This is a genomic window from Chitinophaga caseinilytica (genome assembly GCF_038396765.1).
Classification (GTDB): domain Bacteria; phylum Bacteroidota; class Bacteroidia; order Chitinophagales; family Chitinophagaceae; genus Chitinophaga; species Chitinophaga caseinilytica.
Window position 1 is genome coordinate 4468520 of record NZ_CP150096.1, and the last position, 22713, is coordinate 4491232.

17 protein-coding genes and 1 tRNA gene are annotated in these 22713 nt (G+C 57.3%); 7 read left to right on the forward strand and 11 right to left on the reverse strand.

The genetic code is table 11. From position 1 onward, the window contains the following. Positions 1 to 94: 94 nt before the first annotated feature. Positions 95 to 736: a response regulator transcription factor gene (locus WJU22_RS18270; RefSeq protein ID WP_341839607.1), complete on the reverse strand. Its 642-nt coding sequence runs from the start codon at positions 734 to 736 to the stop codon at positions 95 to 97. After that, a complete protein-coding gene (locus tag WJU22_RS18275) occupies positions 717 to 2681 on the reverse strand; it encodes a sensor histidine kinase (protein ID WP_341839608.1) in 1965 nt (654 codons plus the stop codon). The genes WJU22_RS18270 and WJU22_RS18275 overlap by 20 nt, the downstream gene beginning before the upstream one ends. A 349-nt stretch (positions 2682 to 3030) precedes the next feature. Between WJU22_RS18275 and WJU22_RS18280 the strand changes: the two genes are divergently transcribed. Beyond that, a tRNA-Arg gene (locus WJU22_RS18280) sits at positions 3031 to 3104 on the forward strand. 129 nt (positions 3105 to 3233) lie between these two features. Here the strand turns inward: WJU22_RS18280 and WJU22_RS18285 are convergent. The 7 genes from WJU22_RS18285 to WJU22_RS18315 all read right to left on the reverse strand — a co-directional run bounded on the left by WJU22_RS18285 (position 3234) and on the right by WJU22_RS18315 (position 13957). Then, complete coding sequence (locus tag WJU22_RS18285; protein ID WP_341839609.1) at positions 3234 to 3476, reverse strand: hypothetical protein; 243 nt, start codon at positions 3474 to 3476, stop codon at positions 3234 to 3236. A 425-nt stretch (positions 3477 to 3901) separates the two neighbouring features. After that, complete coding sequence (locus tag WJU22_RS18290) at positions 3902 to 4495, reverse strand: hypothetical protein (protein WP_341839610.1); 594 nt, start codon at positions 4493 to 4495, stop codon at positions 3902 to 3904. 9 nt (positions 4496 to 4504) lie between these two features. Beyond that, positions 4505 to 5332, reverse strand: coding sequence for a hypothetical protein (locus tag WJU22_RS18295; protein WP_341839611.1), 828 nt, complete (start codon positions 5330 to 5332; stop codon positions 4505 to 4507). Positions 5333 to 5412: 80 nt separating this feature from the next. After that, positions 5413 to 6126, reverse strand: coding sequence for a DUF2589 domain-containing protein (locus tag WJU22_RS18300; RefSeq protein ID WP_341839612.1), 714 nt, complete (start codon positions 6124 to 6126; stop codon positions 5413 to 5415). Between the two features lie 47 nt (positions 6127 to 6173). Beyond that, a complete protein-coding gene (locus tag WJU22_RS18305; protein ID WP_341839613.1) occupies positions 6174 to 6635 on the reverse strand; it encodes a DUF2589 domain-containing protein in 462 nt (153 codons plus the stop codon). Between the two features lie 341 nt (positions 6636 to 6976). Beyond that, the gene (locus WJU22_RS18310; RefSeq protein ID WP_341839614.1) at positions 6977 to 11464 is read right to left on the reverse strand and encodes an MG2 domain-containing protein; all 4488 of its coding nucleotides are present in this window, start codon (positions 11462 to 11464) and stop codon (positions 6977 to 6979) included. A gap of 3 nt (positions 11465 to 11467) precedes the next feature. Then, positions 11468 to 13957: a hypothetical protein gene (locus tag WJU22_RS18315; protein ID WP_341839615.1), complete on the reverse strand. Its 2490-nt coding sequence runs from the start codon at positions 13955 to 13957 to the stop codon at positions 11468 to 11470. A gap of 154 nt (positions 13958 to 14111) precedes the next feature. Between WJU22_RS18315 and WJU22_RS18320 the strand changes: the two genes are divergently transcribed. From WJU22_RS18320 to WJU22_RS18330, 3 genes are all read left to right on the forward strand, one after another. Next, positions 14112 to 15884, forward strand: coding sequence for a hybrid sensor histidine kinase/response regulator (locus WJU22_RS18320; protein WP_341839616.1), 1773 nt, complete (start codon positions 14112 to 14114; stop codon positions 15882 to 15884). A 93-nt stretch (positions 15885 to 15977) separates the two neighbouring features. Next, on the forward strand, positions 15978 to 16886 hold the full coding sequence (locus WJU22_RS18325) for a UbiA family prenyltransferase (protein ID WP_341839617.1): 909 nt from the start codon (positions 15978 to 15980) through the stop codon (positions 16884 to 16886). 93 nt (positions 16887 to 16979) lie between these two features. Then, positions 16980 to 17162, forward strand: coding sequence for a YtxH domain-containing protein (locus WJU22_RS18330; protein WP_341839618.1), 183 nt, complete (start codon positions 16980 to 16982; stop codon positions 17160 to 17162). Positions 17163 to 17239: 77 nt separating this feature from the next. On the opposite strand, the gene WJU22_RS18335 is transcribed toward WJU22_RS18330, so the two are convergent. Then, positions 17240 to 17644, reverse strand: a complete 405-nt coding sequence (locus WJU22_RS18335) for a DUF6496 domain-containing protein (RefSeq protein WP_341839619.1) — start codon at positions 17642 to 17644, stop codon at positions 17240 to 17242. A gap of 82 nt (positions 17645 to 17726) precedes the next feature. On the opposite strand from WJU22_RS18335, the gene WJU22_RS18340 reads away from it, so the two are divergent. Together WJU22_RS18340 and WJU22_RS18345 are read left to right on the forward strand one after the other, a co-directional pair. Beyond that, positions 17727 to 18158 carry a DUF2141 domain-containing protein gene (locus WJU22_RS18340; protein WP_341839620.1) on the forward strand — a complete coding sequence of 144 codons (432 nt, stop codon included), beginning with the start codon at positions 17727 to 17729 and terminating at the stop codon, positions 18156 to 18158. A 92-nt stretch (positions 18159 to 18250) separates the two neighbouring features. Next, complete coding sequence (locus tag WJU22_RS18345) at positions 18251 to 19024, forward strand: DUF2490 domain-containing protein (RefSeq protein ID WP_341839621.1); 774 nt, start codon at positions 18251 to 18253, stop codon at positions 19022 to 19024. A gap of 26 nt (positions 19025 to 19050) precedes the next feature. Here the strand turns inward: WJU22_RS18345 and WJU22_RS18350 are convergent, their stop codons facing one another. Then, on the reverse strand, positions 19051 to 21474 hold the full coding sequence (locus tag WJU22_RS18350) for a cation-translocating P-type ATPase (RefSeq protein WP_341839622.1): 2424 nt from the start codon (positions 21472 to 21474) through the stop codon (positions 19051 to 19053). An 84-nt stretch (positions 21475 to 21558) separates the two neighbouring features. On the opposite strand from WJU22_RS18350, the gene WJU22_RS18355 reads away from it, so the two are divergent. Next, complete coding sequence (locus WJU22_RS18355; RefSeq protein ID WP_341839623.1) at positions 21559 to 22602, forward strand: NAD(P)-dependent alcohol dehydrogenase; 1044 nt, start codon at positions 21559 to 21561, stop codon at positions 22600 to 22602. Positions 22603 to 22713: the final 111 nt, after the last annotated feature.

The window sequence follows — 22713 nt, forward strand, 5'->3', positions numbered from 1 at the left end:
CAATTCTCAAAATAAAGTGTACGGAAAAATCGATTGTATGTGAGTTTTGTACTTGAATTGGTCAAAATTGCATGAGCGGCGAGGGCAAACCTGACTACAGGAGTTTCCGTTGCACGGCGGCCATGATGAGCTCGGCCGCGTTCTTCACTTCGAGTTTCTGCATCATGTTCCGGCGATGGGTTTCTACCGTGAGCGGGCTCAAATGCAGCTCCTGCGCGATGCCGGTGGTCGTTTTCCCTTCTGTGACGAGTTGGAGGACCTGTTTCTCGCGGCGGGTGAGGGTAGCGGGCGCACGAAGCTCGTCGCGGCCGGGGCGGGCCAGGATTTCGCGGACTTCCCGGCTGAACGCAACGCCGCCGTTCAACGCTTCGTCGAGGCATTTTTTGAATTCCGCGGCCGAGGCGTTTTTCAGGAGGTAGCCGGAGGCGCCGTTCTGGAGGATCTGGAGGATCATGCTGCGCTCCGCCTGGTTGCTCACGGCCAGCACAACGGTTTCTGGCGACATGCGCTTGATGTCTTTACACAGATCCAGGCCGTTGGCATCGGGCAGCATGATGTCGAGGAGCACGAGATCGGCGTGGTTGCGGCCCAGCCAGGCCATGAAAGCGCCGCCCGAAGTGAAGGCGTGCATCCCGGAGATGCCGGGCGTGCCGTGCAGGAGGGTCCGCAGGCCTTCGATGACCACGGGATGATCGTCTACGATGGCGATGGTGCGTTCAGTTGTCTGCTTCCACATGGATTTCTATATTGATGGCGGTGCCTTCGCCGATAACGGAATGAATGTCCAGTTTGCCTTTCAGGTAATGGACGCGGTTGCGGATGTTGGTAAGCCCTGTGCCGGTGGATTCCTCCTTCGCCGGAACATCGAACCCCTTTCCGTCGTCTTCGATGGTGATGAAAAATGTATCCCCGTTCTGGCTGCATTGCAGGATTACTTCTTTCGCATGCGCGTGCCGGATAGCGTTCGCCAATGCTTCCTGGACGATGCGGTAAATGGTGACCTGCGTTTGCACGGGAATGTCCGCAGCAATGCCGAAAGCCTGGTAACTGATACGCGTGACGGGGGTGGACAGCGATTCGCACAGGTCGCGCAGCGCCGTTTCCAGCCCGAACTTGAACAGGTTCTCCGGCATCATGTTCCGCGCGATGCGGCGAAGCTCATTCACCGAATGATCGAGCTGGCCGATCACCTGGTCCAGCGGACCACTTTCCTCGCCCGCGGCCATGCCAGACAGCCGGATCTTCATCCCTGCCAGCATGCCGCCTAGCCCATCGTGCAGATCGCGCGCCACGCGCCGGCGTTCGCGCTCTTCGCCTTCGAGCATGGCGTGAGAGGTGGCGATCATTTGCCGCTGTTCCATGTCTTTCAGTTTCTGCGAAGCCAGCCTGCGCCCGTTGCGGTACTGGAAGTAGATAAATACCGCGGAAGCCAGCACCAGCACGCTACCCACGGCCAGCAACCAGAAAGAAAGGCGGGTGTTATGACTGGCCAGTTGCGCCTGCCGGGCTTTCGCCTCCAGCGTGGCGATCTTTTCCTGGTGCTCTGCGTTGCGGTAGCGGACTTCCATGGCGCTGATCTCGTTCCGGAGGTGGCTGGTATGGAAGCTGTCGCTCACGGCACTGTATTTCTTCTGCCATTGGTAAGCCGTGGCGCCGTTGCCCATGGCGGCGTGCGTTTCAGCCAGTCCGGCATAAACAAGGAGGCGGTTGGTGACCACGGCCATCATTTCCGGCTGGTTGGCGAGATAGGTGATGACGGCCAGGGCTTCCCGGTACCGGCCGAGGTTATGCAGTGCGTAATACTGTTGCAGTTCGAGGCGCTGCTGCTCGTATCTTTTCTGCAGTTTTCCGGCGATGGCGATCCCTTTGCCGAGGCTTTCCAACGCGGCCGTCCAGTTTTTGGCGGTATTAAAATAAAGGCTTTCTGCCGCGTAATAGTCGATCCAGTGGTATGAATCCGGATACGGCGCGAGCAATACGCGTGCGCTGTCGAGCATTTCAGGGGCCTGGCCGTTGCGCTCCCACAGGCTGGAATTTTCCGCCAGGGCGATGTAGGTGACAAGGAGCTGGTCTGGCGGCGAGTGGCCTTCGCGCAGCACGCGCAGTGCGGTGCGCATGTATTCGTCTGCCACATCGTGCTGGCCCTGGTTACGGAAAACGTAGCCGATGCCCAGGTAGTGCTTGCCGATGAGGGAACTGTCGCCCGTACGGCGGGCGAGGGGAATGGCTTTGTTGAGGAGGATATCCGTGAATTGTTTGGGATCGTCCTGGAAAAGCCGGAGCCCGCCGTAGCGGTGCCATGCTTTGGACCGTACGGCGAGCGCGAGGCTGTCGGCGAAAGGAGAGAGGAGGGAATCTGCCTGCAGATACAGGCGCGCTGCGGCGTCGCGGTCCGTTTGTGAGATCAGGAGGGCGGAGTAATAGGGATGGAGGGCTTTGGCGAGAGGCGAGCCTTTTGCCCATTGCAGCCCTTCGGAAATGAGGTACGCGGCCTGCAGGGTATCTCGCGTGGCGAGGTGCTCGGCCAGTTGGAAGGCCGCCACGGCCCGGGCGCTGTCGGTCGGGGCGGCAGCAATGGCCGTACGCAGGCTATCCTGGTACAGCCTGCTGTTCAATTGTTGTGCCCTTGCCGGTAAGCCGCCCGCCACCGCGAGGCAGCAGGCGAAAAAGATTCGCATCATACGGATGAATTCCACCATACGAAGCTACGGCAGAAAGACGCACCGCCCAATACCGGTTTACAGGTAGAAAAAATCACCCGGTTACGGCGATTGACCTGCTTTTTTATGAAACTTATTTTTGTAGTATCCCATCCAAGGTTGACAACATTACTGATTCATCATCCCCCAAAAATCTAAATCGGCAACTAAAATCCTCATCAAACTAAGCAGGATGTCAGCGAGCCACACGCCCGGATTCACTCCGGGCGTACCTTTTCCCGCAACGCCCGGAAAAAAATGTACGCTTTTGTAAAAAATATTTGCGCAATTGTAAAAAATCCCTACCTTTGCATCCCGTCAAACACGGACTGGCTGCGTAGCTCAACTGAATAGAGCATCTGACTACGGATCAGAAGGTTTCAGGTTTGAATCCTGACGCGGTCACAAAAAAACGAAAGGTCTTCAGGCAACTGAAGGCCTTTTTCATGTATGGCCATTTCCACCAAAAAGCAACGCCCGCAGCACGTAAAGTACCGCGGGCGCTGACATATAATGGAAGATGTATGATGCAGATTAATTATACACCGGCCGCTGGTGTACGATCTCGTTGGCCAGCTGGTAGAGGAACTGCACATCGAAGTCCTCTTCGTGGTTCAATGGCCGTAGCCCGCAATGCCGGTCGCGCGTGAAGGAAATCTCCGTTCCATCGACCCACACGCTGATCTTGCAATAGGGGCCGGTAAGGGTGATCTGTACCGGCAGCTCGAACGTCTTGCCGCCATAATGCATTTGAATGTGATACTGTTCGGTTGTCATAAGGATGCTGGTTTAAAAATTCACATGATCATATCCCTTGTCCAAGGAACATCCAGTACAATTGCATCAACAAGGATGCCAGCAATTGGCGAAACATGGGCAACGCAAGGACCAATAATACAAAAGTAACGGCCCACGAAATGAGGGTGGAAGATAGCGTCCAGCGGGCGGGGCGCGCATGTGCCCGGGGCAGTTCTGCGTAAATCATGAGCGTCGTTTTTACGTGAAGTAATCGGCTTGCTTGATTCACTGGAGCGTAACGTCGTTGCGATCAGGTCGTACCAAATATACCCCGATTTCCCCGCATTTGCCGGAAAATTAAAGCGCCCCTCACAATCAGGGCGCTATCTGATAACATTTATACATATGTGAAAATAAGCGATATCTCAGGTTGTGGAGGGATTTCCCCGCGGCATACGGCCGTTCTACAACTTCGCCACACCCTGTACCAACGGCGGCACTACTTCTTCGAGCAGCAGGAACACATCGGGCAGGCTCACCATTGTCAGCACCCGCTTTTGCCCCAGCGCGATGTTGCGGTCGGAGCCGAGGGTTTTCCAGAGCTGGAGGTATTCCGCTTCGGTGTTGACCGACAACAACAACCTGTCGTCGATAATCCCTTCCTGGAACCCCGCCACGATGATCTGCCCGATCATGGCCGCGGCTTCTTCCAGTTTGCTGCGCGACGCGGTATAATCTTCCCGCAGCACGGTTTCCAGTCCGCGGAGCACCTTCAGCATGGCCGATTGTTTCATTTCGCCACGGCGAACGGTCACTTTTTCCAGCGTGCAGGGGTCGAGCCCTTTCTCGGCGGCCGACCATTCCGCCCGCAACAGCTGTAACTGGCTTTCGCGGTCGGGGAGACCTTTGTCCTTGTAATCTGCGTTCACACGGTCGAGCAGCGCGCGCAGGGCCGTATCGGTATCGTAATCTTTCCGGCTGTATTTTTCAGTCACGGTGTTGAGCGCAGCCAGCAGGGCGGCGAGGTCTTGCCGGATCTGGTGATGGAACCTTTGCATGGCGGCGGTTTATTCGAATTCTACAATTTGCTGGTCCTGGCCCGTTTCCTCGTTGCGCACCGTTTTCACGAACACGCCTTCTTCCTGGATCTTTGCCTTGATGGTAAACACGGTAGCGTCGCTGCTGCCGTTTTTCACGATGTTGGTTTCGGGGTTCACAAGGAGGTTTTCCATCTTGCTCTGCGTCACCATCGTGTATTCCTTGATGCGCGTCACCACTTCGGCCACCATTTGGGTAAACATTTCGTTGCCGGGATATTGCTCTTTATAAAACGCATTCAGATTATATTGCACGAGCCGCGCGTTGAAAATCTCCGCCAGGCAAACCTGCGCGATGTTCTCCGGCCTGGTGGGCTCGCTGTTTTCTTTCAGCAGGCGGTAAAATTTATCGATCGGGTCTTCCGCAGGAACGGCCGCCGCGATCGCTTTTTTGCTTTTCCGCGGGCGAACGAGCGAGGTTTCGTATTCGACCGGCTGGCGGAAGATGGGGATATCGAACACATCGTCTTTCACGTTTTCCGGGCTCTGGCCGAGTTTCGACTTTTGGATCAGCAGCGTCTGGATGGCGGAGTTGACACGGTTGTTGACGTATTTGGCGAAATCTTCCGCCGGCATGGTGAAGGCCATGGCGTTGGAGAATTTGGCGGAAGAAATGAGCACGGGGATGGTGAGCTCCATTTCCGGGATCTTGAACCGGGGAACGGAGAAATGCTTCAGCACATCGTCTTTGGAATATGCGATCGCCATGTCTTTGGCCACACGGTCTGCATGATCGCGGGCGCGGGTGATCTCGGAGAAAATGAAACCGACGTAGTCTGCCAGGGTGATGTTTGACATGTTGCTTAATGTTGAAGGCTACGAAAAGGGAAAAAGCGGCGCCCGGTGCCGGGGGCCCGGATGCGGGCGCCGGTATGAAATTATGCGGAAAGCATGCCGAGGATCCTTTCCAGGCCGGCGGGCATTTCGTCCTGCACGGCTTTTACGTTTACGTTCAGTGCGAATTCCTTCTTCACTTCCACTCCGGTCACGGATTTGCGCTGATAGGATGCAGACACCTTGAAGCTTACCGGTCCCCATCCTGCTTTCACTTCTGCGTTCACGCCGATGTCTTCGCTCACTTTGGAAGATTCCACGGAGTTCAGTTTGGCGTTGAAATCGATGATCACGTGCTCGATGCGCAGGCTCGGAACGGGGAGCATGGCGATGAGGGGCACTTTCACATAAATTTTCTTTTTCACTTCCTCACCGGCTTCGTTCACGTCGCTTCTTTCGTGGGTGAAGTCTACCATGATGAGCTCTTTTTCGTCGCTGCCTTCTGCCTTGCTGAAACCGACTTCGTTGATGAAGTTCACCGTAGCGAGGGCAGAGGCCACCTGGGCGTCTACGGCCGCCTGGAGCGGACCGCCGATCATTTTCTTGAAGTCGATGGCGTTCAGTTGCGATACCAGGTCGGTATTGATCGCTTTGGCCATGGGCGCGCGGCTGGAGGAAACAGCGCGGGCGAGTTTTTGGGTGGAGGCGGCAGCTACGTCAGCAGCGGCGCTGGCAGCGGGGGCGGAGGGGGTAACGGCGCTTGCGGGCGCTACGCGGGGCCGGGGGTTAGTACGGCTTTTCGGATTGATCTTTGCCATTGTTTTTGACATTTAATTATTGAATAAATAGAAGGTGTGTGAAGGGGTTAACCGGGTTGTACGCCCAGTTCGGCGAGGAGGGATGCCGGCAGCTCGTCTTGCACCACTGACACCTGCATGTTCATTTCGAAATGCTGCTGCCGTGTTCCGCTCTTTTGATAGGCCGGCATGGCTTTCACGCTGCCGTTCTGCTTTTCGGTGCGGATCATTTTGACGTTGAACGAAAGCTTCGCTTCGGCGATGCGGAGGGTTTGGACAGGCACCAGTGAAATGAGCGGCACCCTGATCTCGCGGGTCTCGCCATTGCGGGTGTGCGTGAAATCCGCCATGGCGATCTCGCGCTGACCGGGCGTGGGCTCGTAGAAGCTGATCTTGCGGACGAGCTCCGCCGAAGCGAGCGCCGAAGCCGTTTGCGCTTCCATCATGGCGCGGATGGGTGCGGAAATCATCTGCTGCAATGCCAGTTGTGAAACGGGCAATTCGCGGGTGGATTCGTTTGTTGGGGTCATAACATGCTTTTTCCGGAAGGGATGCGAACGGGCATAGCCTTCCTGTTGCTTTCCGTCCTGCGGGATGAGATGCCATGCGTTATGGGTCGGATGGCGCCCGGGCGGATGGGGTTACTTAAAAAATGCTTTTGTTGATGCGACGATTTTGAAATCAGTTTTCTTTTGGGGGACGCACGCGGGTTTGGGGCTTTCTCACTACTCTTCGGGGTTACGGTTGCTTTGCGTGCGTTCGCCGTAATTCGAGTGCAAGTTTAAACAGGATTTTTCAATCGCACAAAAATAAAATCTACGAGAAAAGGAGCGGCCACGGCCTGAAAGCGTTTACCGCGGCCGTCCTTTTACTACTGAGCGGGCAGCACCGAAATTTCGGTACCGGCCTGCCAGTCCCTTTGTTCCGGAACATAATACAATCCCGCGCAACCGGCCTGGGCATGGTACTTTCCGGGGAAATCGGCTTTCAGGTCGAGGTGAAGGATTTTACGTTCCCCCGGCCGGAAATCCCGCCAGTACAATACGAGATATCCGTCGAAGATTTCGTAATAGGCCACTTCCTGTTTGTCCGTCCATTCCTTCAACTGCCAGGGCTGCAATTGCAAGCCGCCGGGTATGCCGATTTTGGCGATCGTCATCGCCTGTTCTTTCGCTTCCGTGTTGCGCACTTCGATGCGCATGCGCACGTTGGAGCCCACGCTCACCGTGTCTTGCGCCAACTTCGTCTGCAAACGGATGGGTGTTTTTTCTGAAGACGGGGGCGCCAGCGTTCGCCAGGATACTTCCACCAGGTAAGGCATTCCATCTGTTTGTCCGGGATATACCACATCTACCGTGTGTTTTCCGGCAACCAGAGGTTGCGGTTTCCCATCGGTAATGGCAGGTTTGCCATCGATCAATATTGAACGCGGCCCTTCCAGGCTATCGGTCTGCATTGCGGAATATGCCGCGATCGCTTTCAGCGCCATCACCGTGGCCTGCGTTGATCCGTAACCGTAGCTGCTTTTGTTTTTCATGATCACGCCCATTTCCCGGGCTATCTTTTGTATCGGCGGGTCGGGCATCCGGCTCCAGGCCATCGCCCGCAGGGCGGCAATTTCCACTTCCAAGGATTGCAACCCGGAAAAGAATGGCGACACGCCCTCGCGCGGAAGCGCTTCCAGTTTGGCCACGAGCCGCTGAAAATCGGCGGTGCGCCCGAGCCGGTGCGCCGCCAGCGCCATAACGCCTGTGATATAGGCATTCCGCCCGTCCAGCGCCTGTTGCAGGGAAGTATGGTATTCAGTAAGGATCGAATCGCCAAGGCCGGATTCCACCATAGCATACACCACATAGGCATCCCGCGCTTCGTTTAACCAGTGATTGCTGCGCGCTTCTTCCTTGAGCCGGAAACAGCCCTCGCCATCGCGCCTCGCCAGCAGGAAGCGTTTCGTCCGGTTCAGCAAGCCCGTATCTACCTGGATGAACCGCTGCATATCCGTGAACTCCATCAATCCGTACGCCGACAGCAGCGTGCTCCCCGGCGCACGGCCAAACCAGTCGAACCCATGCTCCGGAGTTTCGAACGTCGCCAGTTTCCGGTATCCACGTTCCAGATAGCGCATCGCCCTGTTGCGGGCGCCTGGCCGCAAATGCCCGGAATTGCGCAGCAGTTCCAGAATGAGAACATTGGGATGCGTGGTGGACGACACCTGCTCGAAGCAGCCATGCGGCTCCCGCAGCATCGCTTTCAAGCCTTCCTCCAGCTGTTCATCGGTATATTTGAAAACCTGCGCCGTGTACCGGAGGCTCCCCGGCACGATATGCTCCGCCGAAAATGCATGCCTTTCGGTCTGTTGGCCGGTAAAGCTGCGCCCAACCGGGAATCCCCGTTCCCGCGCCTCCACGTCGAACCCCTTCCGGCTCTTCGTCCGCGCGCCCGATTCCGAATACAAAACGATCATCCCGCTTCCCGCAGCCGTCACCACCACCGGGATATGCATTACCTGCGACACACCGGGCAACAGCGTCACGGAAAACGTATCGACCTTCGTCAGCAAAAATTTATCCGGCACTTCCAGCTTGAATTTCACGCCCTGGGGCACGGTATCGTTGTTCTTCAGGTGCAATTGCAGCATGATGGAATCGCCGGACAGTAATTCTTTCGGTACCGTCAGCTCCTCCGCGATGCGCGACTCCGCCGCATAGGTCGCCTCCGTCCGTCCCGGCGAGCCTTCATACCCGATCCCCTCCGCAATCATCCGGAAAGTGGTATTGGCGTCGGAATTGCGGAACGTAACGGTAGCTTCGCCCTGCGCGTCCGTGAATACGACGGGGGCCCAGAAGATCGTTTCCCGGAAATCGTCCTGCACATATTGACTGCCTCCATAAAACGGCGTGTAAAACCTTTCCGCGTAACTGTAATTCGACATGGGGCGGACGTACTCCTCTTGCAGGAAAACCGGTTTCCGGTACAACGCAAAGGATTTCCAGCTGTAGGGATAAAACGTACTGTTGATGAGGATAACCCCGTTGATGGCGCGGCATCCGTAAATGGCCGTGGCCGCATTGTCTTTCAGGACCGTAATACTGGAAATATCTGCGATGTTCTGTTGCACATCCGCCATGGAAGCCGGCATCCCGTTGATGATCACCAGCGGTTCGTTGTTGCCCGCTATCGTTGAAGCGCCCCGGATGAATACCTGGTTGCCCGACAAAGGGTTCGCAGCCGCCTGCACTGTTATTCCCGCTACCTTTCCCTGCAGATTGCCGGCCAGCGACATCCCGGGGATCGCGTCATTAGCGTTCAAGCCCACAACATATGCCCCCGCCTGCTCCTGGCGCTTCAACGCGCTGTATCCCACAACCACCACGTCGTTTAACTCGTTGCGGGAGCTCGGCAAACTAGTTAACAACCCAAAGAAGCCCTGCCCGATGGTATCCGGCGCAACAGCGGGAACGGGCAGCTGTTGTACCACCACCGGCTGCGGCGCCCTGGCCTGGTCCACGATGATCTGCTTTGCTTCGGAAAATGCGGAACCATGGAAGAAGTCGATGAACGCCGCGCTATCCGGCGGCAAGGGACCGGCCACGGCGGAATAATACTCGGTCGGCGAAACGCCGCCGAATACGAACCGGCCCAGCGAATCGGTGACCGTCGCTGCCGCCCATTTCCGGGTTTGCGTATGATACAGGTACACCCGGCATTTCATCGGCACCCTCCGTTTCGAATATACCGCCCCGATGATGTAATGCTCTTCCCCGAATGAAAACGGCTGCACGCCCGTTTCCCGGAACCGTGGCACCGGCTCGAAGTACCGGTAGCCGTGTGTCAGCATAACGAGATCGAGTGCCGGAAGCGACTGCGGTTCGCTTGCCTTGAAGTAGAACGCCGGCTCCTCGACCTTCCCGCGCAATTCGGAGCTGAACAGGAGCCACGACAGCAGGTTATCCTGCCGGTCGTCCGCGAACGTCCAGAGCTTGTCGTCCACCACCGACAAAGAAATATTCGCCGGCAGTGGTTTCCCGTTGGCCGTAGTTGTCTTTATCCGGACTTTGACATTTTCCCGCGGCAGGTATTTTTCCTTTTCCGGGACGAGGGAAACGATCATCTGCCGGTCTCGCCGCACAAACAACCGCCTCTCCGCCACCGGCACGCCTTCGGGAGTTTGTAGGCGGATGCGCAGGATGCCGGCGGGGAAAGAATCGGTGGGTACAGCGATGGATGTTAATCCGGTGAATGGTTTTATCGGGTAAGTTTTTAATAATTTTTCGCGGGAGTGGACGGTGAGCTGGTAAGCACGCGCCTGGTTGGTGGCAATCTGAATGCCCAGCTCCAGGCTGTCGCTCCAGCAGGTCAGCACCGCGCCATCATCGGTTGCCGTGGGCAGGAGATAAGCAGTATCGTCGCCCTTGCCGCCGGCGAGCCGGGCCGTGTACCGGCGGCCTTTGACCGGCCTGATGGAGAACTTCCCCATGCCGTAGCGGTAGGTGTCGAACGTGGCGGCCACCGTTCCGAACTGGTCTGTCACCGAACCGTGGACATCTGCCGGTTTACCGAATTCATCCACCGCGCGGAATGCCATGACCGAAAGCAACCCGTTCACAAAAGTTCCACCTTCCGGCAGAAACTGCAAATCGATTTTATTCAACACCACCGGCACGCTTCTCGAAATGCTTTCCCGGAGCTGATCGATCTGGAGCTGTAGCAACAGGAGCACGTCGGTAGACCGGAGCCCGTCCGGCAACCGGAAGCGCACATCGGCCTTACCGTCTGCACCGGTAGTAACGGTGCCACTGGTGAAAGGCCGCCCGTCTACCATGGCCGTAAACTGCACTTCGCGGTTGAAGACCGGCTTATCGTCGAGGGTACGGGCGGTGAAAGAGGCGTTTACCGTTGCGCCGGGGCCGTAGCCTTTTTGCGGGAAGTCCAGCTGCAGGAGGATCCTGGGCGCCACCACCCGCTGCACCGTGATCTCTTTCGAAAACCAGGTGGAGTCCGATTCGTTGCGCATCCCGTTCGTATACGCCCGCACTTTATAAATCCCGCCTTTCGCATTCCCGCCAAAATGGAACGAACCTTCCGCATATCCGTCGCGCACCGGGAACTGCTGCACCGCCATCTGTTTTCCATCGGGCGAAAACCATTCCACCTGGACGCTTTGCGAGAGAAAAGACGGTCGCCCGTCCTGGCCCTGCGTCACATAGATCTTATAAAAAACCGCATCTCCCGGCGAGAAGAACGTATGGTTGAAATGAACGTACACCTTCTGCTTTACGTTGGCGTACCCCTGCAGTTGCGCGTGGCCGGGAACCGCCATCATGCAGCATATCGATAGTATAGCGATAATCAGTCTCATGGATCAGAATTGAAGGTGAAGGGAAGCGCCGTACTGGCGGGAAGAAGGCAGACGGAAATAATCGAGCCCCGAAAACCCGGCCTGTCCGTACAAAAGTTGTCCCGGTGCGGCGCCGGAATAGGCCTGCCTCAGGAACAGGTTTTCCGCGAAGACGGACAGCGTTATTTTCCCAGGTCTGACGTTGCGCAATATGTCATAGTTCAGCGCGATCTTGCGGAGGTTGAGCCAGTCGTTCGGCTCGATGTAATCTTCCGCCACGCCGCCCGGCCCGTACCGCACCCATCGGTTTTGCGCCAACGGTTGCGCGGGGTCGTAAAACCGGACGGGCTTTTCGTTCGGATGACCGGCCTGATCTACGCCCGGGAAAATATAATCGCGCATATTCCGCAATTGACCGGAGGTTGCCGAGCGGCCGTAATAATCCAGCGCCGCGGCGGTCCCGTTCCAGACCTCGCCGCCTTTCTGCCATTCCAGCGTGGCTTCCAGCTTCAAAAACCGCCATTCGATGCCGTTTGTCAGCGACATCACGAAGTCCGGTTTCGCGTTGGCGATCATGCGGGTGCCCGGCCCGGGGAGCGGAAAGCCGTCCGCCCCGATGACCTGGCGGTTGCCCCCGTCGCGCAGCCAGTAAGTGCCTGCGATGGCGTCCATCGGGTATCCTTCCGCAAATATTTTATACACATCCCTGAACCCGGCTACCGGGAGGTAATCGTTGCCGGCGTATGCTTTCGTGACGAGGTGCTGCCAGGTAGAAAAGAGCAGGGAATGGCTGAAACGAAAGCCATCGCTGCTGTAGCCATACTGCCGGTGGCGATACGTTAATTCGACGTCCAGGCCTTCGCGGACATGGTCGCCGATCTGCCGCAATTTGAGCTGGTCACCGGCCGGCAGTGCTACTACATCACCCTTCGTCTGCCGCCGGAACAGGGAAACGCCGATCGTGAAACGCTGTTCGATAACGGCTTCCAGCCGTGCGTTCCATTCCGCATGCCGGATGGCTGGCTGCCCGTCGAAGGTTGACACTTCGGCACGGGGCATGAACCCGGCGGAACGATAACTTTCGATGTTGAGAAGGCCCGCCGTGGCGAGGGTTTCATCCAGCTTGAGCTCCGTTGCGTCTTCCCGGTAGGAAAGTGATCCGGTGAACGTTACGCCATCAGGGTTCCAATCGCCATACACTTTGAACCAGGGCAGCAGCGGCGCCGGTTTCGATAGGGTGTTCGACCGGTAGGCAGTTACACCGGCGTACAGGCCTCCATCCACATCATTGCCGTCCATTTCGAGCTTGGTCGAAAGGGAAAGCCGGTGGCTCCTGCGCTGGTAGTGGTACCGCTTCGCGGGATCGCTTCCTTGCAGGCCGATGCCCGTCTGATCGTCGTTGAACACATAATCGGCATGCCCGAACAGTTGCCATTCACTTTTATTAAAGATCCTGTAATCGGCGGTGGACCGCAATTGGCGGTATTTGTCCTGCTGGGAACGGCGGAGCGTGTAGCCGTTGGGGTAAATACCGCTACCGGGCTTGAATTGATAATTGGTTTCATCCTCGGCGGTCCTGAGCAATGGTTCCACCAATATCCGGAGCCGGTCCACTTTGTATTGCGCCGTAAATTTCCCGGAGCGGCTCCGCGTGCGGGCAAACTGGCCGTTATCGTTGTGCAGGAAGTAGGGATTGTCCATTCCCGTCCCGAAAGCCATGTTCCCCGTTCCGTTCCGCAGGTCGAAGCTCGGCGGGGCGAGGAGCGATTGGGCGTAGGCGTACTGCAGGAACCCGTTCCCGTTGGGATTGGTGAATTTCGTGGCGGAATACGCGTAACCGGCATCCAGTTCCCAGGCTTTTCGGCTGAACAGCAGCGAGGTGGCGAATTTTTCGCGGCGGTTGCGGTTGCTGATCAGCGTGAGGGCTTCTTCCTGTTGTTCGGCCTCTACGCGGAGCCCGGCGGAAGGCCCTTCGAACTGCGCCACCCGGGCTTCCAGGGCCAGCTGGTGGGCCGTTGAATGGCCGGTGCGGAAAATGGAATTGCCGTAGGCCGCGGCGGGGCGGCCGTTGCCCGTGCCGCGGGGCACGAGCCGGCCGTGGGGGTCGTAGGGATAAGACAGACCGTCGTATTCGAGGGTGGAAAGGGCCGGGCCATAGCTGAAGGTTTCCCCGGTTTCGGCACCTTTCCATTGAAGGGAACCGTTGGCAGCGCGCCCCTGCGCCCAGGCGCTTTGCAGGGCAGGCCGTTGCCCGGCCCGGCGGAGGCCGGCGCTGAGCACGTAATTGCCCCGGAGGTACAGCCGGGCAGCCTTGAACCGGAGGATTTCCACGGAAGAGTCGGTTTCGTGAGCCCGGCGGATCAGGTTTCCCTGGTTCATCACCAGCGGCCGCCATCCGGGAGGGGAAGGGCGCTGGGCCAGGGAATCTGTCCGGATCAGCCGGAGGTATTCGGGCGTGGGTACCTGGGCGGAGGCCAGGGCCGGGAGCAGTAGCAGCAAAAACAGGGCGCGCATGGTCAGGGAGTTTGCTTTTGGTTGTACGCTACGGATGCGGCGATTTTCCCGATTCCATAATGGGGTCGAAAAAAATTGTATCTTGGACGGAATTACTGTTACTACAACTGATTACTGGCATTAGCGAGACACAGCTGATCAATAACCCGCATGCATGGAAACTAGGATCCCTGGCCAACGGTCCCTACTGAAGGATATCCTGCAACGCTGGATCCACACCGGGACCGCCGGTGTCGAAAATCCCCGTGTTCGCCGGGGTATCGTCATCATCAACACGCTATCGCTGCTGACGGCTTTCCTCATCGCCGTAGTGGCGTCACTGTTATATTGGTATACCGGTTCGCTCCTTATTCTTGTTCCCGCCGCCATCGAATGCGCGTGCTGGGTAGGCGTTATCTATCTCAACCATAGCAAACGGCATTCCCTCGCCAACCTGGCCACGCTCGTCATCCACTGCACGTTCGCGGTGTATTTCGGGTCGATCCTCGGCAATGCCATGCCCATAGAGATGATCACGGCGTTTTTGCTGACCTTTCTCATCGGCGCGTCTTTCATCGTCTTCAAGCATAAAACCCTCCGCCTCATCACCCTGCTGGCCGCCCTCACGCTCCTGTTAGCGGTAGAGGCCAACCACTTTTTCCAAATCGTGACGCCCATTTACGTGGTGCCGGCCAACATGCCCATCATAAAAATGGCCTGCTGGGCGGGGATGCTCGCGCTGATGGGGTACGTGACGTATTTCCTCATCCGCCAAAACGATATGTTCCTCCGCGAGAACGAAGCCCTGTTGCAGGCACTGCAGGAGGCCGATGCGGCGAAAACGAAGTTCCTCCGGGAAACGAGCCACGAAATCCGCACACCGCTCAACGCCGTATTCGGGATCGCGCAACTGCTGAACGAAAGGAAGATGCAGATCGGCGACCCGGCCCTCCGCGAAGAGATCGACTACCTGTATGCCGCCAGTTACCTTTCCCGCGAGATCATCAATAACGTGCTCGACCTCGCCAAGATAGAAGCCGGGATGCTCGACGAGCCCCATCCCGCGCCGCTTCGGCTCCGCGAAAGCCTCGAAGCCAGCGTGGCCATCAACCGGTACGTCGCCAATACGCGCAACGTGCGCATCCAGTTGCGGATCGATCCCCAGTTGCCGGAATGGGTGCTGACCGACCGGATTTTCCTGGCCAAGATCGTCAACAACCTCCTGTCCAACGCCGTGAAATTCGCGCCAGCCGGCTCGTTGGTGGAAGTGGAAATGACGCGGCAGGAAGGCAGATTACAGGGAACGGTGCGCAACGACGGCACTATCCGCGCCGACAAGCTCGCCAGCATGTTCCAGCCGTTTGTGGCGGAGCGGAACGGCGAAGTGGAAGGCACGGGCCTGGGCTTGCAGATCACCCGCCAGCTCACCGAGCGCCTGGGCGGGGAGGTGGCTGCCGAAAACCAGCTCGGGCAAACCGTTTTCAGGTTTTACCTGCCGCTCGCCGCCGCCGAGGTGCCCAAGGAACATGCCGCGCCCGTGCCGCGCGCCGTGCGGTTCGACGGCTATACCGTGCTCGTGGTGGAAGACGACCTCATCAGCCGGCACGTGCTCCAGCGCTACCTTTCCGATTCCGGCGCCGTGGCGCTCATGGCCGAAAGCGGGGAGGAGGGCCTTCGCATGCTCGCGGTCACAACGCCCGATCTCGTCATTTCCGACAGCCACCTGCCCGGTATCCAGGGCGCGGAGCTGCTGGAGCATATCCGCCGCCAGCCTGCGTTGCGCCATCTGCCGGTGATCATTTCCTCCGGCGATGCGTTCAACGAAGCCCGGGAAAGCATGCTGCGCCTGGGCGCGAGCGATTACCTCGTCAAACCGTTCCTGTATTCCGACCTTCAATCCCTCCTCGAAAAACACCTGCCCGTACGCCGCGCGCAAATCGCGCAGTAGCGCCGTTTTTAGCGATAACACAATGATTTCCTGTCGAAATGTGCTAATTTTAGTGATACAAGAATTCTCCACCTTCCTATCACTGATAAAAGTATGTTTTACCTATGCAAATCGGCGGTTACCGCCTCCATGCGCGAATTGTACCTGATCTGGCGCTTTATCAACAATGACATCTGGGACACCGTGATCCCCTGCATGATCACTTTCATCGCCGCCTGGGTGTACGTAGGCCGGCCGATGTCCGAATTCCCGCAGTATTTCTTCTATTCGGCGGTCTACACACTGCTGTATATCCTCACTTTCTGCATCGCCAACCAGGTGAATTCCGTGGAAGAAGACCGCATCAACAAGCCGGACAGGCCGCTCGTCCAGGGCCTGGTCACGGAATCCGAGACACGCCGCAGGCTGATGGTGTACAACATCCTCTTCCTCGTAGTGGCCGCATTCCTCCACGTGCTGCCGCTGGCCGCCGCCTGGATGGTGGTGACGCAGATGCTTTGCAAATGGGGATGCAGCAACCACTGGTTCACCAAAAACGTGGTTTGCATTTCGCTGGGCACGGTTACCCTGCTGGCGGCGGAATGGAGCATCGTGGGCGACGTGAGCGCCAAAGCCTGGTGGTTCATCATCGCCATCAGCCTCTGGGCCGGGCTCGGGCTGCCGGTGCAGGACATGCGCGACCAGACCGGCGATGCCATCATGGGCCGCAAAACGCTGCCCCTGGCCGTGGGCGACAAAATGGCCCGGGTACTCCTCAGCGCGTGGTTCCTCGTTGGTTCGCCGCTGGTGTATTTCTGTATTTTCTGGTCGCAGGCCTCGTGGGGCGAAATTACCGGAAGCTGGCTGCTGACGGGCATTCTCATTGCGCAGACGCTCTGGCACTGGGGGATCGCGCTGCGGCTGTGGCTGTACAAGACGCCGAAGGCCGACGACCAGACATACCACTGGTTCGTGTACCTTTTCATCGTGACCATACCCATGATCTGCCTGTTCCCGCACTGACGAAAATCAGCGGCAGACTGCCCACGGTCATTTCCCGGGGATGCAGGGCCCTGTACTTTTGTGTTATCAATTCAACGATTAAAACTGAACGCTATGAAGAAGAATCTGAAAACAGCAGCGGTGCTCGGCGCCGGCATGATCTTAGGCGCAGCTTTGGGCGTTTTATATGCCCCTTACAAAGGCGCGAAATCCCGCAGAAGGATCGCGAAATGGACACAGGATAACAAAGACCTGCTGATGGCGAAAATCCGTCAACCGGAACTGATGCATAATTAAAAGGAATTATTTCGGGGTTTGTTTTAAACTGGATCGCCGGCCTGCATAAGGTCGGCGATCTCATTTCAGCATGGCCGTCAGTTAGCGGCAGCCGCTTTTTTGCGGGTCGCGCTTTTGGCGGTCGTTTTTTTAGCCGGGCCTTTTTTGGGGCCTGGTTTCGAAGCTGCTTTTCTTGTTGCCGTTTTCTTTGTGGCGGATGATTTGGCGGTGGATTTCCGGGTCAACCCTTTTTTGGGGCCCGGTTTAGAAGCCGCCGTTTTCTTTGTGCCGGATTTTGCGGTGGATTTCGTGGCTGCTTTTTTGGGTGCGGCTTTCTTCGGCACCTTACCGCCGGCTTCCCTCGCTTCGCTCAAACCGATAGCGATGGCCTGTTTCGGGTCGGTCACCTTCTTGCCGCTCCGGCCGCTTTTCAGCTTGCCTTCCTTCATCTCATGCATGGCTCGTTCCACCTTGTCCTGGCTCTTTTTTCCATACTTTGCCATATATTTGATTTTAACGAAAACGCCTCAAAAGACAGGCCATCCATCGTGGCACATCTTTTTCTCTACCACCCAAAACTTACGTATGACCCAAAAAAGTTACCTCATCTTTCTCACCGCATCGCTGTTGATTTCCATCGGCGCATCGGCACAGGCGACGTATAAAATCAAGCTCACCAACCTGGAAAACAAAAAGGGCGATGTCTATATCGGATGGTACACCAACTCGTCAGACTTCATGAAGCCGAAAAAGGCCACCATCGCGAAGATCGTACCGGTGAACGGGGTCGGGCAGGTGATCATTTCCTTTGAAAAAGTCCCGGCCGGAAAGTATGCCATCAGCGCATTCCTGGATGAGAACGGCGACAAAGACCTAAACCTGAGTTTCTTCGGAAAGCCCACCGAGAAATACGGATTTTCCAATGAGATACGGCCTACCATGCGCCCGGCTTTTTTCAGCGAAGCGGCATTTGAAGTGAACGGAAAGGACGGGGAAATGACGATCGAGCTGAAATAGCTTACTGTGGAAGGAATACCCCGTTCTGCGCAGGAACGCCGCAACCAATCGGGGCCCATGGTTGTTGTATTGGGTAAACCTCGTTTTCCTTTATGCGATTCGCCGCTTCCGGGCTCCTGGTCCTCTGCACTTCGCTTGCAGCCGCGCAAACTCCCGTCAAGCAAATTACGGACAACCAGCACGTCTGGCTATCCGTGAACTCCACCATGCGTTTCAGCGAACGCTGGGGCGCCATTGCTGACTTCCACGTCAGGCGCACCCATTATATCGCCGATCCCAGTTTTTATTTTGTACGCGGAGGCGCCAGCTACTGGCTGGCCGACAACCTTTCGCTGGTAGCGGGTTACGGGCATATGTGGCTCGCGTCGACCGTCAACGGCAAAACCGCATTCGCGGATGAGAACCGCATCTACCAGCAGATCATCTACAGTAGCCGCATCGGGAAAGTGAGCGTGCTCAACCGTTTCCGGAACGAGCAGCGCTGGCGCGAAACGCTGGACAATGGTAAGTCTACAGGCGATTTCGCGTTCTCCAACCGGCTCCGATATCTTATCAGCCTCGGCATCCCCATCGTGAAAAACCCCAAATATCCGCAGATCAGCATCGCCAATGAAGTGGCAGTGCAATTCGGGAAATCCGTCGTTTACAACACGTTCGACCAGATCCGGCTATTCGGCGGCATCCGCCAGGGTTTCGGCAGGGGATGGTCTTACGACCTCGGCTATATGCTCCTTTACCAGCAGGGCGCCGGCGGCAATTCCTATTCCCGCAACCATACCGTTCGCCTGTTCTTCTACTACACCCTCGATACGCGCCGCAAACCCGCAGCCAACAAGGAAACACCGCATCATTTCGAAGATGAGTGATCCGTTTTGACGGAATTGATTCCCTGTCACGCCGCTTTTTTCGGGCCGCGGATGGCTTTGTAGATTTCGAACCATGCCACGCTGGCGAACGAAACGCCCAGGCACAGGAGCCCATCTTGCAGTGGGATGCGCGTCATCCCGAAGAGCGCGCGCACGGCCGGAACAAAATGAATGATACACAGGAAGAGGATGGAAGCCCCCAGCACCAGGGGCACCAGGTTGTTTTTATACCTGATCGTATGAAAGAAATGTTCCGAAAACGACCGGTCGGCAAAGGTGAGAAAGATATTGGCCATCACCAGCGCCGTAAACACGACCGTCCGCGTTTCCTCCAGCGAATGGGAGGGCATGTAGTAACGATATAGTCCCAACACCCCGGCCGCAATGGCGAGGCCCTGTACAACGCTTATCCACAGCTCGTTTCCGCGGAACAGGCTCATGTGGCTTCCGCGGGACGGGAGTTCCATCAGGTTCTCTTCCGCCGGCTCCCTTTCGTAGAAGATCGAGCAGGTGGGGCCCATGATCAGCTCGAGGAAAATGACGTGGATCGGTGTGAAAATATTCGGGTATGCCCAACCCAGCACCAGCGGCAGCGTGGCGGTGAGGATGATGGGGATGTGGATGGAAATGATGTACCGGATGGCTTTCCGCAGGTTGGTGAAGATTTTCCGGCCCTGCTGGATGGCGATGAGGATCCGGTCGAGGTTATCGTCTGTTATGACGAGGTCTGCCGCCATCCGCGCGATATCCGCTCCTTTTTTGCCCATGGCGATGCCAATATGCGCCGTTTTGAGGGCCGGTCCGTCGTTAACGCCGTCGCCCGTCATGGCCGTGATGTCGCCGATGGATTTGAGGGCTTCCACAACTTTCACTTTTGCGTCGGGGAACATGCGGACGAACAGGTTGACCGTCTTTACCTTTTCTTTCAGTTCCGCTTCCGGCATCGCCATCACCGAATCCCCCGACTCCGCGTGCTCCAGGTTCCGGATGCCTACCTCCGACGCGATGTGGCGGGCGGTAGCGAGGTAGTCGCCCGTTATCAGCTTAACGTCGATCCCCGCGGCATACAGCGCCCCGATCACTTCCCGGGCGTTTTTGCGCGGAGGGTCCTGCAGGCTCACCAGTCCTTCGAACCGCCAGTCGAACCCATCCTGGTCTTCCGGGAACGCGCCACCGGCATGGACAGCGCTGGCCACACCCAGCACCCGGAACCCTTTAGCCGCCATCCCGTCTGCATACACCGTAACTTCGGCGGCCCTGGCCGCATCCAGTTTACAAACCCGCACGATGCGCTCCACGGCACCTTTTGCGGTGGCGGTAATGACGCCGCCGAGGTCGTAAACATGCGTCATCATCGGCGGACGGCCGCCCAGGGGATATTCGTGCACCATATCCGGCAAGGGCTTTCCCCAGCGTTCGAGGATCGCTTTTTCCATACTGTCGAACGGATGCTTTTCACTGGCGAGGGCCGCGAACTGCAGGGCGTTTTCGCCGTATACGTCCGCCACGCGCATGACGTTTTCCGTGATGGTGCCGGTTTTATCGAGGCAAAGTACATTCACGGCGCCGAGGTTTTCTATCACCTGCGGCTGGCGCGGAATGATGCCGCGGCGGCTCATGTAAAGGGCGCCCAGTGCCATGAACGACGAAAACGCCACGGGAATTTCTTCCGGAATGGCGGCCATGGCGAGCGTCAGGCCCATGAGGAGGCTTTCGGCCCAGGAGTTCGTTTGTATATAATTCAGCACACAAACCAGCGCAAACGCCAGGAACCCGAATATCGCCAGGCGCTTCACATACCGCCAGGTCTGCCGCTGGATGATGGTTTCGGGATTGGAAGTTTCGCTGACCTTTTTGCCCAGTTTGCCCAGCTCGGTGTCGTTGCCGGTAGCGGTCACTTTCGCCACGGCCTGCCCCGTATTCACCTGCGTGCCCCTGAAAACGGACTGATCGGCCAGCCTAGCCGCCGGCATCGATTCCCCCGTAATAACGGATTCATTTACGGAAAGGTCGTTGGCCAGCAGGAGCGTAGCGTCTGCCGGCACAAGGTCGCCCTCGCTGAGCACGAGGATATCCCCCGGAACGATGTTTTCCGTGTCCACCTCCTGCAACTTCCCGTTCCGCAGCACGCGGGCACGGGGCGCGGTGAACGCCTGCAGCGCCTTCATGGCCTTGTTGCTGCGGGCTTCCTCGAAAAATTCGATGGCCGACACGAGCAGGATCGCGGCGAGCATGAGCAAGCCTTCCGAAACGCTTCCCAATATAAAATACAACAGGCAGGCCGTGAGGAGCAGCAGGAACATGGGCTCGCGGACCATATTCCAGATGATCACCAAAAACCGCGGCACCTGCTTCACGCGGAAAACATTTTTGCCATACTGCCGGAGCCTCGATTCCGCTTCCGCGTCCGAAAGCCCGGTAAACTGATCTGTCTGTGGAGTCTGTTTCATCGATTTGATATTTCGTTACCTTTACCCGCGCTACTTCAACAATCCTGTTGAGCACATTGTTAACTTAAAGCTAATCCAAATATTATGACAACAGTAAAAGCTTATGCCGCGCAAGACGCAAAATCTGCCGTAGCTCCCTGGTCGTTCGAACGCCGCGATCCCGGTCCGCACGACGTGGAGTTCGATATCCTCTATTGCGGCGTGTGCCATTCCGACCTTCACCAGATCCGCGACGAATGGGGCAATTCCATTTACCCCATGGTGCCCGGGCATGAGATCGTGGGCCGCGTGACCCGTGTGGGCGACAAAGTAACGAAATTCAAACCGGGAGACCTGGCCGCGGTGGGTTGCCTGGTCGACAGCTGCCGCAAATGTTCGAACTGCAACGACGGGAACGAACAATATTGCGAAAATGGCTCTTCCGGTACTTATAATTCCCACGAGCAGGACCATAAAACGCCGACCTACGGCGGATATTCCAGCATGATCGTGACAGACGAGGCTTTTGTGCTGAAAGTGTCCGACAAACTGCCACTGGCCAACGTTGCGCCGCTCCTCTGCGCTGGCATTACCACCTATTCGCCGCTGCGCCACTGGAAAGTGGGGAAAGGGCATAAAGTGGCGGTGATGGGGCTCGGCGGATTGGGCCACATGGCCGTGAAATTCGCCGCGGCATTCGGTGCGGAAGTGACGATGCTCAGCACCAGCCCGAAAAAGGAAGCCGACGCCAAGGCGCTCGGAGCGCATAAATTCGTGCTCACGACCGACAAAGCACAGCTCAAATCCGTCCGGAATTACTTCGATTTCATCCTGGATACCGTTTCCGCACCGCACGATTACAATATGGCGCAAAGCCTTCTGCGCACGAACGGGGTGCAGATCTGCGTGGGCGTACCGCCGACGCCGATGGAGATAGCCGGTTTCAGCCTGATCGGGAACCGCCGCAGCATCGCGGGGTCCATGATCGGGGGGATCGCGGAAACGCAGGAAATGCTGGATTTCTGCGCGGAACATAATATTGTGTCAGACGTGGAAGTCATCAACATGAATTATGTCAACGAAGCGTACGAGCGCATGTTGAAAGGCGATGTGCGGTACCGTTTCGTGATCGATATGGCGACATTGTAAAAATGGTAATAGTCAGCCCGGTGGCGCTTTCAGCGGACCGGGCTGTTTTTTGTCAGGTCTTCCCATGATCCCGGAACGGTATCGGGCGATGGGGATCATTGCGCCGGGGGC